The organism is Streptomonospora nanhaiensis (assembly GCF_026642255.1).
In the GTDB taxonomy this organism is placed as follows: domain Bacteria; phylum Actinomycetota; class Actinomycetes; order Streptosporangiales; family Streptosporangiaceae; genus Nocardiopsis; species Nocardiopsis tropica.
Genome location: NZ_CP113264.1, coordinates 5,989,827 through 6,006,264, shown reverse-complemented (window position 1 = coordinate 6,006,264; position 16,438 = coordinate 5,989,827). Strand labels below are relative to the sequence as shown.

At 74.7% G+C, this 16,438-nt stretch carries 13 protein-coding genes; 7 read left to right on the top strand and 6 right to left on the bottom strand.

Features of this window, described 5'->3' with window-relative positions; translation table 11 throughout:
• Window positions 1-180 precede the first annotated feature (180 nt).
• The 3 genes from OUQ99_RS25890 (at window position 181) to OUQ99_RS25880 (ending at window position 4,162) form a co-directional block, all read left to right on the top strand.
• Window positions 181-1,956: a CPBP family glutamic-type intramembrane protease gene (locus OUQ99_RS25890; protein ID WP_267946390.1), complete on the top strand. Its 1,776-nt coding sequence runs from the start codon at window positions 181-183 to the stop codon at window positions 1,954-1,956.
• Between the two features lie 17 nt (window positions 1,957-1,973).
• Window positions 1,974-2,762, top strand: coding sequence for an alpha/beta hydrolase (locus OUQ99_RS25885; protein ID WP_267946389.1), 789 nt, complete (start codon window positions 1,974-1,976; stop codon window positions 2,760-2,762).
• Between the two features lie 80 nt (window positions 2,763-2,842).
• Window positions 2,843-4,162: an MFS transporter gene (locus OUQ99_RS25880; RefSeq protein WP_267946388.1), complete on the top strand. Its 1,320-nt coding sequence runs from the start codon at window positions 2,843-2,845 to the stop codon at window positions 4,160-4,162.
• A gap of 90 nt (window positions 4,163-4,252) precedes the next feature.
• Here OUQ99_RS25880 and OUQ99_RS25875 read toward each other — a convergent pair whose 3' ends face one another.
• The 3 genes from OUQ99_RS25875 to OUQ99_RS25865 all read right to left on the bottom strand — a co-directional run bounded on the left by OUQ99_RS25875 (window position 4,253) and on the right by OUQ99_RS25865 (window position 6,895).
• Window positions 4,253-5,215, bottom strand: coding sequence for a coiled-coil domain-containing protein (locus tag OUQ99_RS25875; protein ID WP_267946387.1), 963 nt, complete (start codon window positions 5,213-5,215; stop codon window positions 4,253-4,255).
• A 226-nt stretch (window positions 5,216-5,441) separates the two neighbouring features.
• A complete protein-coding gene (def, locus tag OUQ99_RS25870) occupies window positions 5,442-6,005 on the bottom strand; it encodes a peptide deformylase (protein WP_267946386.1) in 564 nt (187 codons plus the stop codon).
• Between the two features lie 77 nt (window positions 6,006-6,082).
• Window positions 6,083-6,895, bottom strand: a complete 813-nt coding sequence (locus tag OUQ99_RS25865) for a nucleotidyltransferase domain-containing protein (protein ID WP_267946385.1) — start codon at window positions 6,893-6,895, stop codon at window positions 6,083-6,085.
• 801 nt (window positions 6,896-7,696) lie between these two features.
• Between OUQ99_RS25865 and OUQ99_RS25860 the strand changes: the two genes are divergently transcribed.
• Together OUQ99_RS25860 and OUQ99_RS25855 are read left to right on the top strand one after the other, a co-directional pair.
• Window positions 7,697-8,374, top strand: coding sequence for a sirohydrochlorin chelatase (locus tag OUQ99_RS25860; RefSeq protein ID WP_267946384.1), 678 nt, complete (start codon window positions 7,697-7,699; stop codon window positions 8,372-8,374).
• Between the two features lie 365 nt (window positions 8,375-8,739).
• On the top strand, window positions 8,740-9,669 hold the full coding sequence (locus OUQ99_RS25855) for an aminoglycoside phosphotransferase family protein (protein ID WP_267946383.1): 930 nt from the start codon (window positions 8,740-8,742) through the stop codon (window positions 9,667-9,669).
• Window positions 9,670-9,692: 23 nt separating this feature from the next.
• On the opposite strand, the gene OUQ99_RS25850 is transcribed toward OUQ99_RS25855, so the two are convergent.
• On the bottom strand, window positions 9,693-10,370 hold the full coding sequence (locus tag OUQ99_RS25850) for a response regulator (protein ID WP_267946382.1): 678 nt from the start codon (window positions 10,368-10,370) through the stop codon (window positions 9,693-9,695).
• Complete coding sequence (locus OUQ99_RS25845; RefSeq protein WP_267946381.1) at window positions 10,351-12,903, bottom strand: ATP-binding protein; 2,553 nt, start codon at window positions 12,901-12,903, stop codon at window positions 10,351-10,353. Before OUQ99_RS25845 ends, OUQ99_RS25850 begins: the two co-directional genes overlap by 20 nt.
• Window positions 12,904-13,407: 504 nt before the next feature.
• On the opposite strand from OUQ99_RS25845, the gene OUQ99_RS25840 reads away from it, so the two are divergent.
• Window positions 13,408-14,034, top strand: coding sequence for a hypothetical protein (locus OUQ99_RS25840; RefSeq protein ID WP_267946380.1), 627 nt, complete (start codon window positions 13,408-13,410; stop codon window positions 14,032-14,034).
• Between the two features lie 63 nt (window positions 14,035-14,097).
• Here the strand turns inward: OUQ99_RS25840 and OUQ99_RS25835 are convergent, their stop codons facing one another.
• Complete coding sequence (locus OUQ99_RS25835; protein WP_267950500.1) at window positions 14,098-15,675, bottom strand: FAD-binding oxidoreductase; 1,578 nt, start codon at window positions 15,673-15,675, stop codon at window positions 14,098-14,100.
• A 104-nt stretch (window positions 15,676-15,779) separates the two neighbouring features.
• Between OUQ99_RS25835 and OUQ99_RS25830 the strand changes: the two genes are divergently transcribed.
• Window positions 15,780-16,367 carry a TetR/AcrR family transcriptional regulator gene (locus tag OUQ99_RS25830; protein ID WP_267946379.1) on the top strand — a complete coding sequence of 196 codons (588 nt, stop codon included), beginning with the start codon at window positions 15,780-15,782 and terminating at the stop codon, window positions 16,365-16,367.
• Window positions 16,368-16,438: the final 71 nt, after the last annotated feature.

Sequence of the window (16,438 nt, the reverse complement as noted above, 5' to 3'; positions counted from 1 at the left end):
CCTGCTGCCCAGCCCTTCGGGATCCGTGGGGCGGTGGTCACGGCGGGCCGGACGTCACCGTCCGCAAGGTGACCTGTGACACTTCTACCGTCACTCTTCCCGGGCTCAACGGCAAGGGGGCGGCGGCTTCGGAATCCGGCATGTGCACTATGACGTGTTTCGGACCCCTACTATTGCCCCGTGCCATGGTCGGAGACTCTTCCTCACTTCAGTTTCGCCGGGACCGTCCTCACGGTCCTGCTGCTCCTCTTCGCGGCGGTCGGCGAGCCCCTCCTCGGCAGGAAGGCCTTCACGTGGCTTTCCGGCAGGCGGGGCGGTGACGTACGCGCGCTGACACAGGTGCACGCCGTCACCATGGCGGTCCACGTCCTCTGGGGCCTGGTCGTCCTCCTCGTCCTGCTGCTCTCGCCGGACCTGCTCCCCTCGGACCTCGGGCTGAGGCTGCCCGACGCCTGGGGGCCGGTCGTCGGCGGCGCGGTCGGGGGCCTGGTCGCCCTCGCCGCGATGTGGGTCCTGGTCAACGGGCTGCCCGTGAACCTGCCGGGGACGGCCGGACGCTCCTCGCGCAAGGGCGGGGGCCGACGGGCCGCGGGCGGCCGGCGGGGGCGCGGGAACGGACGCGCGGACCTGCCCGGAGCCCGGGAGGGGGCCTCTCCGGGAGACCCGGAGGGGCCTGAGGACGCGGAGCGGACCGGGCCCGGCGCGGACGCCGGGAACCCGGCCGCGGGCCGACGGGCCACCGGACACCGGGGGCGCAGGGCCGCCGCGGCCCCGATGACCCTCCCCGAGCCGGAGCGCGGGCGCGGGCTCCTCGTGCCGCGTACCACCGCGGAGCGGGCGATGGCGGGCGGAGTCGCCGTCACCGGGGGCGTGTTCGGGGAACTGCTGTACCGGGGCCTGTTCATCGCCCTCGTCGCGGGTCTGGGGGCGCCGCTGTGGATGGCGGCCGTGCTGTCGGTCGCCCTCTTCTCCGTCGCGCACCTCTACCAGGGCTGGTGGGGCCTGGTCAGCGCCGGCACGTCGGGAACCCTCTTCACGGTCCTGTACCTGGGCACGGGCAGCATCTGGGTGCCGGTCGTCGTGCACGTGGCGCTCGACCTGCGCTCGCTGGTCTTCCCGCCCCCCGCCGTCCGGGAGGAGGGCGAGCGCCTCCACGAGGACTACGGCGACGACTACGAGGACGACTACGGCGACGACTACGAGGACGGGTACGGGGACGCCGGCTACGAGGACGGGTACGACGGGTACGGGGACGGGCCCGCCTCCGGCGGCACCGGGGCGGTGCCCCCGGTCGGCGACGAGCTCCCGGCCCCCTCGGAGCACCACCACCTGACCCCGCCCGGCGGGCACGGAGGCACCCCGCCGCACGGCGCCCGCGCCTTCGGGGCGCCCCCCGCGCAGGGCCACCGGGCGGACGGCTCCGCGCAGGGCGGGCCGGGCCCCGGCGGCCCGCCGCCCCCCGGAGCGGCGGCAGGCGCAGGTGGGACCGCACTGAACGGTGGGCCGTACGGTGACGCGTCGGGCGGGTGGGAGGGTCCGGCTGTCGGCGGGACCCCCGCGCACGGCGCCCCGTCCTGGGACGGTCCGGTCCAGGGCGGGCCGGTCCAGGGCGGGCCGCGGCACGGCGGCGACCCGGCCGGACAGGGGTGGAGCGGGCCGTACGGCGGCGGGCCAGCGCACGGAACCCCCGCATGGGGCGGGCCCGCGCCGACCGGCGGCGCCGCGCACGGCGCCCCGTCCTGGGGCGAGGCGTCCGGGCACGGCGGACACGGTCCGTCCGCCGCGGACCCCTACCGCAGGGACCCCGGCCCCCACGGCGGGCCGGGCGGCGCGCACGGCCGCGCCCCGGAGGCCCCGGAGCACGGCGGACGACACCTGTACCCCGACGAGTGGATCGAGCACAGGTACGGCGACGGGGGCCACAACCGGGGGCCGGACGCCGGCCCCCGGACGTGATCGGGCACGATGGAGGGGTGTCCGATGCCATTGACGCCCCCGTCGACCGTCCCCGCGAGAGCCGGTTCCGGCTGACCACGGCGGACGGGGTCGGGATCGACGCCGTGCTCCTGCACGGCACCGGGTCCCGCACCGCGGCGGTGGTCCTCGCCAACGGGTTCACCGGTACCCACCGGAGCCCGTACACGCGCGCCATCGCGGAGGCGTTCCTCCCCGTCGGCGACGTGATGACCTTCGACTTCCGCGGCCACCACGGCTCCGGCGGGCGCAGCACCGTCGGCAACGAGGAGATCCACGACCTGGAGGCGGTCGTCGCCCGCCTGCGGGAGCTCGGCTACACGTCCGTCGCGGCCGTCGGGTTCTCCATGGGCGCCGCCGTCGTGGTACGCCATGCCGCCATCTACGGCGGGATCGCCGCCGCGGTCTCGGTCAGCGGCCCCAGCCGCTGGTACTACCGGGGCACGCGCAGGATGCGCCTGCTCCACCTCGGGATCGGGCGCGCCGCGGGCCGCTTCTTCCTGCGCAGCTTCCGCAAGGTGAGGGTCATCGACCGGGACTGGGACCCCAAGCCCGCCGAACCCCGCCAGCTCGCCGGGGAGGTCTCCCCGACACCGCTCCTGGTCGTGCACGGCGAGGCCGACAGCTACTTCCCCGTCTCCCACGCCACCGCCATCCACGACGCGGCCCGCGAGCCCCGCGAGCTGTGGCTCGTCCCGGGGATGGGGCACGCCGAGCGCGCCGTCACCCCCGAACTGGCCGTACGCCTCAGGGACTGGATCGGCGAGCGGATCGCCCCCGGGGACTGACCCCGCGGCCCCGGCGCGGGCCGCGCCGACCGGTCGGCGGCGGCATCGACAGGCGTCTGCCCGTGCACTACAAAGGACGGATGATCCGATCTGTTTCGTCCTCCTCCGGGAACGGGTCGACACCCGCCGAGTTCACCACCGCCGACCTGCCCGGCCTCCGGGGCAGGGGTTTCGCGCTGCTCATCGCGGCCACGGCCTTCGCCCTCTGCGGGTTCGCGGCGGTCCTCCCCCTGGTGCCCCTGTGGGCCACGCGCGGGGGAGCGGGCGAGTTCGGGGCCGGGAGCACCACCGGCGCCTTCATGCTGACGACGGTGCTCACCCAGCTCGCCATGCCCTGGTTGCTGGAGCGGGGCGGCTACCGCTGGGCGTTCCCCGTGGGGGCCCTGGTCATGGGCCTGCCGACCCCGCTGTTCGCGCTGACCGCGGACCTGGGGCCGCTCATCGCCGTCTCGGCGGTGCGCGGCGTCGGCTTCGGCATGGTCAGCGTCGCGGGCACCGCGCTCGCCGCGCGGCTGGTCCCGCACAGCCAGGTCGGGCGGGCCACCGGCTACTACGGGCTCGCGGTCGGCCTGCCGCAGGTGCTCATCCTGCCGGGCGGTGTGGCCCTCGCCCTCAACGCCGGGTTCGCCGCCGCGTTCTGGATCACCGGCCTGTGCTCGGTGGTGGGGGCCCTGCTGGCCTGGGGCGTCTGGTTCGCCGACGGCGGCCGGAACCGGGCGGCGCTGCGGAGCCCCGCGCGGGCCGCCGCGGCCACGGCGGACGCGCCCTCGGGGCTGCCGCTGCTGCTGGCGCTCGCCGCCCCGCTGGTCCTGATGCTGCTGACCGCCTCCGCGGCCAGTGCGGTCATCACCTTCCTGGCGATCCCGTTCGAGCAGGCCGCGTGGCTGGTCGGCGGGGCCCTGGCCGCCTACGCCCTGGCGGTCGTCGCGGGCCGGTGGACCGCCGGGATGCTGCACGACCTTCACCGGCGCACCCTCCTGCTGCTGCCGGGCACCGCGGGCGCGGCCCTCGGCATGGCCCTGGTCACCGCGGCGCTGTGGTCGCACGGCGACGGAGGGGGAGGGCTGGGCGCCGGGACGGTCCTGCTGGTGCTCCTGGGAGCCATGGTGTTCGGTCTCGGCTTCGGCGCCGTCCAGAACGAGACCGTCACCCTCATGTTGAACCGCGCCGGCCCCTCGGGCTACGGCCGGGCCAGCGCGGTGTGGAACATCGGCTACGACGCGGGCTCGGGAGCGGGGGCGATGCTCCTGGGGCTGCTGATCCAGCTGTTCGGCTACGTTCCCGCGTTCGCGCTGACGGCGGTGGCGCTCCTGGCGGCCGTCCCGTTCGCGTTCACGCGCCGCGGTCCGCGCCCCGCCGCCCAACGGGACTCGCCGGGTCCGAGGGGCTCGGCGCCGTAGCCGTCGGCGGGTGGGCGCTGTCGCCGCCGGAACCGCTGAGTTCCGGGTTCGGGCCGTGCCCCGCCGGTCGGCCGGGAGGCCGGCCCGCCACTAGTACGACGAGATGTGCACGTGGTCGTAGTGGTTCTGGGTGTTGTCGCCCCGGTCGCTCATCCAGGTCCACGAACCGGCCTGCCAGATCTGCTGCTCCCAGATGATGTACTTGACGCCCAGCCTGTCGGCGTTGTCGATCGCGTACTGGGAGATCTGGGTGCCGAGCGCCTGGTTCTCCGCCGAGGGGATCGCGCCCCCGGAGCTCATCATGAAGTCGCAGGCCTGGCCCACGCCGTGGTCGTCCGCGCTGGAGCGCAGGCAGCCCACCGGGTAGGGGGCGCCGAACCGCATGACGATCTCGTCGCGGATGGCGGCCATGCGCGGGGTCGCCCCGCTCCAGCCCCAGCCCATCGCACTGTCGGGGATGCTGCCGGTGCCCGGGGTCTCGGGGACCTGCTCCTCCTCGTACTCGGCGATGCGCTCCTCGACGTCCTCGCGCTGCGCCTCCAGGTCCTCGATGAGCTCCTCGGCGTCCGCCATCTCCGTCCGCAGGCCCTCGGCGACCTCCGCCGCCTCGTCGCGGGTGTCGATCAGCTCGGAGATCTGCTCCGACTGGCTCTGCCCCAGGTAGGACAGGGTCGCGGCGTCGCTGAACATCTCCTCCGGGTCGCTGGAGAACATGGCGTGGAGCGCGGGGTCGAGGCCGGTCTCGTTCTTGTACTGGGCGGAGGCGATGGTCGACACACCCGCCCGCGACGCGTCCAGGCGGGACTCGACCTCCTCCAGGTCCTCCTCGGCCTGCTCGACGCGCCCCTTGATCTCGGTGAACTGGATCAGTTCCCCGTCGTAGCTCTCCTCCAGCTCCTCGGCCCGCTGGGTCAGCTCGTCGATGTCCACCTCGTCGTCGCCGGGCTCGGCCTGCGCGGTGCCGGGCAGGCCGATGAGGAGCGCCGTCGTGACGGCGGCGAGGGACATGGCGGCACGGGTGCCGCGCGGGTTGCGGGGAGGAGTGGTCGTCATGTGTGCTCCGAGGGCGGTCCGGGTGCGTCCGGTGGGCCTGCGGCGCGGTGCGGGGGCGCCGCGGGGTGCCGGATGCTCAGCAGACCTTACGAGATCGTGGCGTGACGTGCCTAGTGCGTTGACTCACGTGACTGCGGGGGGTAGGGGGATGTGTCCGAAGATACCCGGAGCGGGGGACCGGACCGGCACCCCCTGCCGGTCCGGACCGCACGGCGGGGCGGCGGCCTCAGCCCGCTCCGCCGAAGGCGCTGGGGAGCCGGAGGCCGACGGGCGCCGGGGGAGCGTCCGGGGAGGCGGGCATGAACCAGTCGGAGCGGCGGATGTCACGCATCGCGCGCTTGCGGGTGTCGGGGTCGAGGCGCTCGACGTAGACCATGCCGTCGAGGTGGTCGGTCTCGTGCTGGAGGCAGCGGGCCATCAGCCCGGTGCCCTCCACGGTGACCGGCTCGTTGCGCAGGTCCACCCCGGTGACGACGGCGCGCTCGGCCCGCCTGGTCGGGTACCAGAGCCGGGGGACGGACAGGCAGCCCTCCTCGCCGTCCTGGACCTCCTCCGAGAGCTCCGCGATCTCGGGGTTGATCACGTAGCCGATCCGGTCCTCCACGTTGTAGCTGAAGACGCGGAGCCCCACCCCGATCTGGGTGGCGGCCAGGCCGGCCCGGCCGGGGGCCTCGACCGTTTCGAGGAGGTCCCGGACCAGTGCCTCGGTGTGCTGGTCGAACCGGGTGACGGGGGTGGTCGGAGTGACGAGGACGGGGTCGCCGAAGCGGACGATGGGGCGCATGGTCATGAATCCCAGATTAGTCGGGCGAGCCGGAAACGCGCCCACCGTCCCCCGGGACCGGTGCGAGCGGGGGAGTGGAGCGCTCAGGCGGCCAGGCCGGGGCGCAGGGAGTCGTCCAGGACCATCTCGATGTAGTCCAGGGCGGCCCGTCGGCGGGCGAGCGCGCTCTCGTACAGCGAGGGCGCGCCGGCGTTGCGGCGCACGCGCAGGCACTCGTTGACGATGTGCTGCCACTTCTCCGGGAAGGCGTGCAGGGCGTAGGCGCCCGCGCCCGACTTGGAGGTGATCTCCCCGGTCTTCAGGGTGAAGTGCAGGCGGCTGACGCTCAGCACGCTCCAGGAGGGCGCCAGGGAACCGAGGACGGCCAGGCCGCGCGGGGTGACCAGGCGGCCGGCCTTCTCGCGCCAGCGGCGCCACTGCTCGTCCAGGGAGCCCAGGGACCAGGCGCGCATGCTCTCGGGCTCGTCCCACACGTCCAGTTCGACCGGGTGGGGGCCCCGCATGGTCACGCCGTGCTCGGCGAGGATGTGCCAGGTCACGGGGTTGACGTCGGCGCTCGCGCGCGAACGGAACCGGCCGCCGATGACGGAGGGGACCGCTCCGCAGGCGGCGGGGTCGCGGGTCAGGTCGTCCCAGGTGACGTGGATGCCGTTGAACTGGGGGCGGGGGACGGCCGCGCGCGTGCGCGCGTGCGCGCCGCGCAGCAGCTCCAGCTCGTCGCCGTCCGGCGTGCTCCTCGTGACGATGACGAAGTCGACGTCGCTCGCGTGCGGGCGGAAGTCGCCGAGGGCGACCGAACCGGTCAGGTAGAGGCCTTCGACCAGGCCGGGGGCCTCCTGGTCCGCGTGGGCGAGGAAGGTCTGGGCCAGCGTCTGCACCCGAGGGTGGACGGCCATGCTCACTCCAGTCTGCACGGTGCGGTGTGGGTCGCGGGCCCGCTGCCGGTGGTGGATCCGGCGGGCGGTTGCCCGTGAACGGTCCCGGGGCGCGTGGGCCTGCCGGGATATGGTCCGCTCGGTTCCAAGTGTGGGCGGGCCCGTGGCCCATGGCAAGTGATCGCGCCGGACCGGCATCCTGTCCCCCCACGTCAGGTGGTGTGCGGCTATGACGCGGTAGGGGAGTGCGCACCCTTGACACGCGAGGGTCGCATGTGGCAGGAGTCGTCGTTCTCGCGATTTCCGGAGCCCCGGAACGCGGAACCGCGGAAACGACGACGAAAACGGCCCCGCGTCAGGCTGCGCCCCTCGGGGCACATTCCTCGGCACGTGCATCCGCACCGGGCGAATGCATAGGAAATTTTTTGCCGGGTATATCTCTACAGAACTTCGGGGTGAAATCGGTTTTCCCCCGGAGTGGCTATGGGGGTGTGGTGTCGGACATGTCCGACAGGTCGGAGGGTTCCGGCCCTGTCATGGCTGTCCGGCCGTCGGTCCTGGTGGGGGATGTCCTACCCGCGGTTCCGCCCGCCGACCCCTCTGTCGGGTGGTCGCACTGAGGCGCACGCCACTCCCCGGAAAAGTGGACACATCACAGTTTTTCCGAGATTGTTATGGTTCACCAAGACTCGTTCAGGCGATAACCATCATAGCCATTGTCTGCTGTTTTCCTCCATGTAACACGAGAGCACTCACCTGAAACGGTGCCCCTTTACTCTCGGCGGACAACGGTAGATCTCACCGCGATTCAAGGAGCCTTTCATGGTCCCGACGATGGTCCTCGTGGCCGACGACTCACGTGACGCCCACCGGCGTGAGGCCCTGTGCGGCCTGGCCGAGGCGGTGGCCGGACGGGGAGAGGCTCCGGTCGTCCCCGCCTTCGGCAGCCCCGCCGAGGTCACCGCCGCCATCCGCGCCGTCAGGGGCCCCAAGGTGGTGGTCCCCGCGTTCGTCGCGGGAGGTGACGTCGCCAGCGCCCACCTGCTCTCCAGGCTCGACCTCGGCCGTCTGGGGAACGCCTGGCACACACCGCCCCTCGGTGCCGTCCCGTCCATCGTCGCCGACCTCGCGGGCCGCCTCGTCGACTCGGGCCGCAGGCCCGGCGACGGCGTGGTGCTGGCCGCCGACGGCACGACCGGGACGGAGGAGCGCCAGGTCGTCATGGACGTGGCCCGCATGCTCAGCCGCCGCCTCGGCTCCCCGGTCCAGGTCGGCTACCTGCGCACCTGGGCGCCCTCGGTGTTCGACGCCGTCGACCGGCTGCGCCGGGACGGCCGCGACAACGTCGCCGTCGCGGCGTGGAGGCTCGTCGACGGGCCCGACTTCGAGCTGCTGCGCGGGCTCGACGTCACGGCCCTCACCACCCCGCTGTGGCCCTCGGAGCTGGTCGTGGACACGCTCCTGGCCCAGCACCGGGCGGCCAAGGGGCGGCTGGCCTGACCCGGGCCGCGGTCTCCGGAAGCCGGGAAGCGTACCCACGGGGGGTGACATGGCGACACCGTTCGGTAACGAAGGGGGCTCGGGGTGCGGCTGTTCCGTTACCGGGACCACCGGGACGGGTAGGGGTCGGAAGGGCGGGAACTCCCCGCACCCACAACGCGGTACCCGTACCCGACCGCACCGGAGCGGCGCGGAACGGCCCGGGCCCGGCCCCTCAGGAGCCGCGCACTCCCCGCCCGCGAGGCGGACTCCCGCGACCGGCCCGGTCCCGACCGGCGCCCGCGCGGTGCGGAGCGGACGGCCGCCGAGCCGCGACGGGGCTCGACCCCGACAGGCATCGTCGTGAGCGAACCTAAGGTGGATCTATGAACCACGGCACAGCGCAGTTCGTCGACAGCCGACAGCGCCGCCGTCTGGAACGGCGCTTCGGCAGCCACGTGGGCGAGTGGCTGGCCGAGCTCCCCGGGATCGTCGAGAAGCTCGCCGCCGAGTGGCGGCTGACGGTCGAGGGCCCCGCACCGCGCGGCCGTACGTCCGTGGTGATCCACGTGCGCGGCGCCGACGGGTCCGCGGGGGTGCTCAAGCTGTCCCCGGACAGCGGGCTCGCCGTCTCCGAGGCCCGGCTGCTGCGCATGTGGGGGGACTCCGGCCGCGTGCCGCTCGTGTGGGGTCTCGACGCCGAACGGGGGGCCGTCCTGATGGAGCGGGTCGACGGCATCACGGTCGCCGACAGCGGGACGGTGCCGCGGATGGAGACAGTGGGCGCGCTCATCGCCCAGCTCCACGCCACGGCCGTGCCCCGCGCGGAGCTCGACGAGCTCCGCCCGCTGACGTCGCGGGTGCAGTTCGTCTTCGACCTCTGGAACCGCGAGCGCGCCGACGGCCCCGCCGCCGAGGTGGTGCCCGTCTCCGCCATGCACCAGGGCTTCTGCCGTGCGCGGGACCTGGCCAACGGGAACGTCCACGTGGTGCCGGTGCACGGAGACCTGCACCCGGGCAACGTCATCGACGGGGGCGGGCGGGGCCTCGTCGCCCTCGACCCGCGTGCCTGCCTCGGCGACGGCGCGGTCGACGCCGTCGACTGGGCGCTGTGGAGGACCACCGGCGTGGCGGAGGTGGAGCGCCGTGTGGGCGTGCTCTCCGAGGCCATGGGCGTGGACGCCGACCGGCTGTTCGAGTGGGTGCGCGCCTTCGCCCCCTGCCGGGCGGTGGCCGAGGCCAACCGGGGACATGTCGGCACCGAGGAGTTCGACGCGCTCATGGAGCTGGCCGAGGGGGCCGCCGTCACCCGCTGACCCCGGCGGGGCGGGCGGCGGGGTCAGCCCGCCCCCTCGAAGCGGTAGCCCCGGCCCGCCTCCGTGATCAGGAACCGGGGACGGGCGGGGTCCGGCTCCAGCTTGCGGCGCAGCTGCGCCATGTACACCCGCAGGTAGTTCGTCTCGCTCTGGTAGGCGGGCCCCCACACGTCGTGGAGCAGCTGGCGCTGGCTCACCAGCTGTCCGGCGTGGCGTGCGAGGATCTCCAGGATGTGCCACTCCGTCGGGGTCAGCCGCACCTCCCCGCCGTCGCGCAGGACGCGTTTGGCGCCCAGGTCCACGGTGAAGCACTGCGTGCGCACGACCGGCGCCTCCTCCGCGCGGACCGACCGGCGCTCGGCGGCCCGCATCCGGGCGAGCAGCTCGTCCATGCCGAACGGCTTGGTGACGTAGTCGTCGGCGCCCGAGTCCAGGCAGCGCACCTTCTCCCCGGCCGAGTGCCGTGCGGACAGCACGATGATCGGCACCTGGGACCAGCCGCGCAGGCGCCGTATGACCTCCAGGCCCTCCATGTCGGGCAGCCCCAGGTCGAGGAGGACCACGTCCGGGTGGTTCTCGGCGGCCAGCCGCAGGGCCGTGGCCCCGTCGGCGGCCGTGTCCACGTCGTGCCCGCGCGCACGGAGGTTGATCCGCATGGCCCGGATGATCTGCATGTCGTCGTCAACGACCAGGACCCGCATGGGACCCCCTCTCGCCATCGATGTCCGTCATATCGAGTTCTGTCGCCCTCAGGGTGAAGACCATGGTCAGCCCGCCTCCAGGGGTGTCCTCGGGGTCGAGTCTGCCGTGCATCGCCTCAACGAAACCACGGGCGACGGCGAGCCCGAGCCCCACCCCCGTGCCCTGGGGGGCGTCGCCCAGGCGCTGGAAGGCCTCGAACATGCGCTGCTTGCCCTCGTCCGAGACACCCGGCCCCCGGTCCGCCACGCGCAGCTGCACGCTGTCGCCGTGCGCGCTCGCGGCGACCAGGACGGGCAGGCGCGGATCGGGGTTGTACCGCACCGCGTTGGCGACCACGTTCGCCACCGCCCGCTCCAGGAGTCCGGCGTCGGCCAGGACCCGGGGCAGGCCGTCGGGGACGTCGACGGTGACGGCCTCGTGGGGCAGGCCGAGGAGGGTGATCGGGACGACCTCCTCCAGGCCCACCGCGCGGAGCTTGGGGCGCACGTTGTCGGTGTGCACGCGGCTCATGTCCAACAGGTTGTCGATCAGGCGGTTGAGCCGGTCGGTGGACTCCTCCGCGGTCTCCAGGAGGTCCTCCCGGTCCTCCGGGGTGAGCGTGATGTCGGTGGCGCGCAGGCTGGCCAGGCTCGCCTTGATCGACGTCAGCGGGGTGCGCAGGTCGTGTGACACCGCGGCCAGCAGGGCGGTGCGGATGCGGTTGCCGGCCGCCTGGCTCCTCGCCTCGGCCGCGTCCCACTCCAGCCTCTGGTGCTCCAGGGCGATGCCGATGTGCGCCGCGAACGCGCGCAGCACGCCCCGGTCGGCGGCGGGCAGCACCCGGCCGCGCAGGGCCAGCGCCAGGTTGTCGGAGACCGACACCAGCACGTCCGACTCGTCGGGGGAGTCGCAGGCCGGGGCTCCGACGCTGTGGGCGGGCCGCCACCGGCCGTCGTCCAACCGCTCCAGGAGCGTCGCCGACCGCTGCCCGAACGTCTCCCTGATGCGCCGGAGCAGCGCCTGGAGGGGTTCCTTGCCCGACAGGATGCTCCCCGCCAGGAGGGTCACCGCGTCGGCCTCGGCGCGGGCCCGCGCGGCCTGCGCCGAGCGCCGGGCCGCCATCTCCACCACGATCGCGACCAGCGTTCCCACCAGCGTGAACGCGGTCAGCGCCACCACGTTGTCCAGCGACACCGACGGTCGCCCGTGCAGCGGTGACACCAGGACGGTGAGCAGGATCGCGCTCCACAGCGCCGACACCAGCGCGGGGCGCAGCCCGCCCACGGCCGCGGTGGCGACGGTGATCAGCAGGAGGAGCATGGTGTCCGAGGCCGGGCCCACGTCCGAGAACAGCGGCAGGGCCAGGAACAGCGAGACGAGGGTGGGCGCCAGCAGCGCCAGGGTCCACCCGGCCGCACGGCGGTGCTCGCCCAGCCCCCGGCCCGGGGGCGGCAGGGGCCACCGGCCGCTGCCCACCCTCTCGTGGGTGACGATGTGCACGTCGATGTCGCCGGAGTCGCGGGCCACGATCGCGCCGACCCCGGGACCGAACACGTACTGCCAGGTCCGGCGGCGCGACGAGCCCAGCACGATCTGGGTGGCGTGCACGCCCCGGGCGAACTCCAGCAGGCCTGTCGGGACGTCGTTGCCGACCACCTGGTGGTAGGTCCCGCCCAGCTCGGCGAGGAGGCGCCGCTGCCGCAGGAGGTCCTCCGGCGGCGTCTGCGAGATCCCCTGCGGCGGCACGACGTGCACGGCCAGGAGGTGGCTCGGCTGGGGGTGCCCGCCCCGCGACCGGGCGGCGACGCGGGCGGCCCGGCGGATCAGCGTCTCGCCCTCGGGGCCGCCGGTGAGCGCCACGACGACCCGTTCGCGGGCCTCCCAGGTGCGCTGGATCTCGTGCTCGCCCCGGTAGCGGGACAGGCCCTCCTCCACGCGGTCGGCGGTCCACAGCAGCGCCAGCTCGCGCAGCGCCGCCAGGTTGCCCTCCCTGTAGTAGTCGGCCAGGGCGGCGTCGACCCGCTCGGCGGGGTGGATGTCGCCGTGCGCCATGCGGCGGCGCAGCTCCTGCGGGGTGATGTCGACGAGTTCGACCTCGGCCGCGCGGCGCACCACGTGGTCGGGGACCGTCTGCTGGGGGCGTACCCCGGTGATCTGGTGGACGACGTCGTTGAGCGACTCCAGGTGGTGGATGCCCACGGTCGACAGGACGTCGATCCCCGCCTCCAGCAGCTCCTCCACGTCCTGCCAGCGGGTCGGGTTGGGCGCCCCCGGCGGGTTGGACCGGGCGAGGTCGTCGACCAGGGCCGTGCCGGGCGCCCGGAAGATCACCGCCGCGGTGTCCACCGAGCCGGACGGGTGCGGCGGCACGCACTCCAACCCCTCCAGGAGGGCGGACGTGCGCTCCCTCCGGTGCGTGTGGACGGCGGCGACCACCACGTCGGTGCCGTGCGAGGCCCGTCGGCGGGCCTCGACCAGCACGTTGTGCGTGGTGCCGACCCCGGGGGCCGAACCCAGGTAGATGCGGAGCTTTCCTCGTGCCACGGCATCCATTGTCGGGGCACGCGGGGGCGCCCGGGGCGGTTTCGCGCCGTGGGAAGGGTCGCGTCCGGTTCCGGTCCCGGGTCTGGCGCGGAAGCCGCGGTTGGCGATACTTGGTGTGGCGTCCCGGCGCGCGCACGGTGCGCACGCCGGCCCGGGCCGTTCCGTGCGACACGAGACCACCTGTGAGGAGGCGCGGCGACCACCCGCCCCGGGCCGGGTGCGCCCCCAGCCGCGAGACCGATGACCCATCCCCCCGACGACGCTTCGTTCCCCGGTCCCCCCGGAGGCCGGCCGTTCCCCGGCGGGCCCCACCGGGGGCGGCCGCCCCGCCCCCACCCCGGACGGCAGTCCCCGCCCGGGCCCCACGGACCGCCCGAAGCGCCCCACGGCGGGTCTCCGGGACAGCGGTACGTCCCGCCCGTCCGGCCGGGCCACGGCGCTCCCGGGGGAGTCCCGCCCGGACAGCCGCCCGTACCGGGCCGCCCCGGAGGCCCGGCACGGCGCGGACCGGCCGTGCTGGTCGGGGTGGCCGCCGCCTCCCTGGCGGTGGTCGCCTCCCTCGGAGTCGTGGTGTGGGAGGCGGCGGGCGGCCGCCCCTACGCCGACCTGCCCGGCTGCCGTCAGCTGCTGTCCGAGGACGTGGTCGCCGGCATCCCCGGGGCCGACAGCCCGCTGGCCGAGGGCGACTACTACTCGGCGGAGGAGGCGGGTTACGCGGAGGACGGCCAGATCGGCTACCTCGCCTGCTCCGTCAACGACTCCTACGTCTTCCTCCTCGACGTCTTCGTCTCCCTGTACGAGTTCGAGGACGGCGGTGAGACCCTCGCCGACCTGCGCGAGGACATGGCGGACGCCCGGGAGGACCTGGAGGGGGACAGGGCGCCAGAGGGCATGCAGGGGGAGGTCCTCGACTGGCGGTCCGTGCGGGCCGGGGACGGCGGCTTCGCGGTCCTGTACCGCGACGGGGAGTACTCCGACGCGGTCGTCGCGACGGCCTCCTTCACCAGCGTGAACGTGGCGGTCATGATCAGCCTGCCGGTGGAGGACGGCGGTATCGGGGAGGGCGAGGCCCTGGACCTCCTCGAGGACATGGCGGGGCAGGTCGAGCGCAGCCTCTCCCGCGAGGCGGAGAGGGCGTGAGGACGGGCCCGTCCGGGCCCGCGGCGCCGCCGGAGCCGACCCGGCCGCGCCGCGGGCGGTCCGCTAGTCCGCGTCGGGGATGAGCTTGCCCGGGTTGAGCACGCCCTCGGGGTCCAGCGCGGCCTTGACCGCGCGCAGCACGTCGCCGCCCAGGGGACCGATCTCCGCCGCCATCCACGGCCGGTGGTCCGACCCGACCGCGTGGTGGTGGGTGATCGTCCCGCCGTTGGCGACGATCGCGTCCGACGCGGCGCGCTTGGCCCGGCCCCAGCGCGCCACCGGGTCCGGCCCGGCCGCCGTCGCCACCGTGAAGTACAGGGACGCGCCGGTCGGGTAGGTGTGCGACACGTGGCACATCACCACGGCGCCGCCCTCGTCGCCCTCCAGCGCCCCCGTGAGCGCCTCGGACACGGCCGTGTACAGCGGCAGCAGGCCGGTCCACGACGCGGCGGTCTCCAGCGTCTCGGCGAGGATCCCCGCCGACAGCAGGGTGTCGCGCAGGTAGGGCGAGGAGAACCGGTTCTCGCGCCAGTGCGCCACCGGCTCCGGGCCGAGCGGGGTGCCGCCGGCCTCCGCCATGGCCTCCCGCACCGCGGCGGCGCGGGCCTCCACCTCCGCGGGGGCCCCCTCGAAGCCCAGCACGGCCTGGCACCCGGGGACGGCTTCGCGCCCGCCCATCGCCGCGCCCACGAACGTCTCCGACTCGTCGAGCACGCGCGCCATGGTCGGCCGGGCGTCCGACTGCGCCAGGACGCGCAGGGCGTCCGCGCCCGAGGCGAAGTCGGGGAACGACCACGCCTCGTCCAGCACGCGCTCGGGCGCCCTCCGCACGCGCACGCCCACCTCGGTGATGACGCCCAGCGTGCCCTCCGAGCCCAGCAGCAGGCGCTGCAGGTCCGGGCCGGCGGCCGACGCGGGCGGACCGCCCGCCTCCAGGGTGCCGCGCGGGGTCGCCACCCGCAGCGACACGACCATGTCCTCGAACCGGCCGTACCCGGAGGAGGCCTGTCCGCTGGAACGGGTGGCCGCGTAGCCGCCGATCGTCGCGTACTCGTGGCTCTGGGGGAGGTGCCCCAGGGTGAGCCCGTGCTCCGCCAGCATCGCCTCCGCGTGCGGACCGCGCACGCCCGCGCCCAGGACGGCCGTCGACGACAGGGGGTCCACGGACACCAGGCGGTCCAGGCGGCGCAGGTCCAGGGAGACCACGGCGTGGAAGCCCCCGCGCAGCGGGGTGACGCCGCCGACCACGCTGGTGCCCCCGCCGAAGGGCACGACGGCGACCCGCTCCTCCGAGCACACCGCGAGGAGCCGCTCCACCTCGCCGTGGTCGGCCGGGTAGAGGACGGCGTCCGGAGCCGGGTCCGCCCGGCCCGCGCGGCGCAGCAGCAGGTCGGGCGTGCTCTTGCCGCCGCAGTGGCGCAGGCGGACGGGGTCCTCCGTGCTCACGTGCCCGGGGCCGACCACCCCGGCGAACAGCTCGCGCAGCCGGGGGCCGAGCCTGCTGGGCGGCAGTTCCACCAGCTCCTCCGGGACCGGGGGCATGTCCTGGAGGCGGGCCCGGAGCACCTGCGCGACGAGGTCGCGCAGACCGGGGTCCAGCTCCGGCGCCCTGGCGGGGTCGCCCCAGGCGAACCAGCTCATGTCGGGTGCGGTGTCCGTGCCCGGGGCGGGGCCTGTGCCCGGGCCGGGGCCGTTCCCGTCGCCGGGCGGTGTCTTCTCGTGAGCCATGCCCTACAGTTTTACATATGGCGTCAAAACGTAACGTAGAGGATCGGATCCTGGACGCGGCCCGCGCCTGCGTCGAGGCCTTCGGGGTGCGCCGCACCACGCTGACCGACGTCGCGCGCCGCGCCGGGGTCAGCAGGCCCACCGTGTACCGCCGCTGGCCCGACGCGACCGCGCTCGTCGCGGACCTGCTCACCCGCGAGCTGCGGCAGATCCTCGCCGAGGCCGGCGCGGCCTCCGCCGACGACCCGGAGGGGGAGGGCGTGCGCCCGCGCCTGGTCCGCCACGCCGCCAGGGTCGCCCGCGCGATGCTGGCCCACCCGCTGTTCACCCGGATCGTGGACACCGAGCCCGAACTCCTGGCGACCTACACCTTCCACCGGCTGGGGACCAGCCACCGGGCCGCCCTCGACCTGGTGGAGCCCGTCGTCGCCGAGGGGCAGCGCGACGGCTCCGTGCGCGCGGGCGACCCCGAGGCCCTGGCCCGCCTCGTCCTGGTGACCGTGCAGGGCACGGTCACCTCGCGCCGCCTGTTCGCCGACGTCCTCGACGAGGACCGGCTCGTCGGGGAACTCGCCGTCCTCCTCGACGGCTACCTCGCACCCTGAAGCGCCGCGGCCCCGACGGGCCGGGCGGGGCCGCGCGCCGGCCCATCCGCCGCACCGTCCCCCGGAAAGGA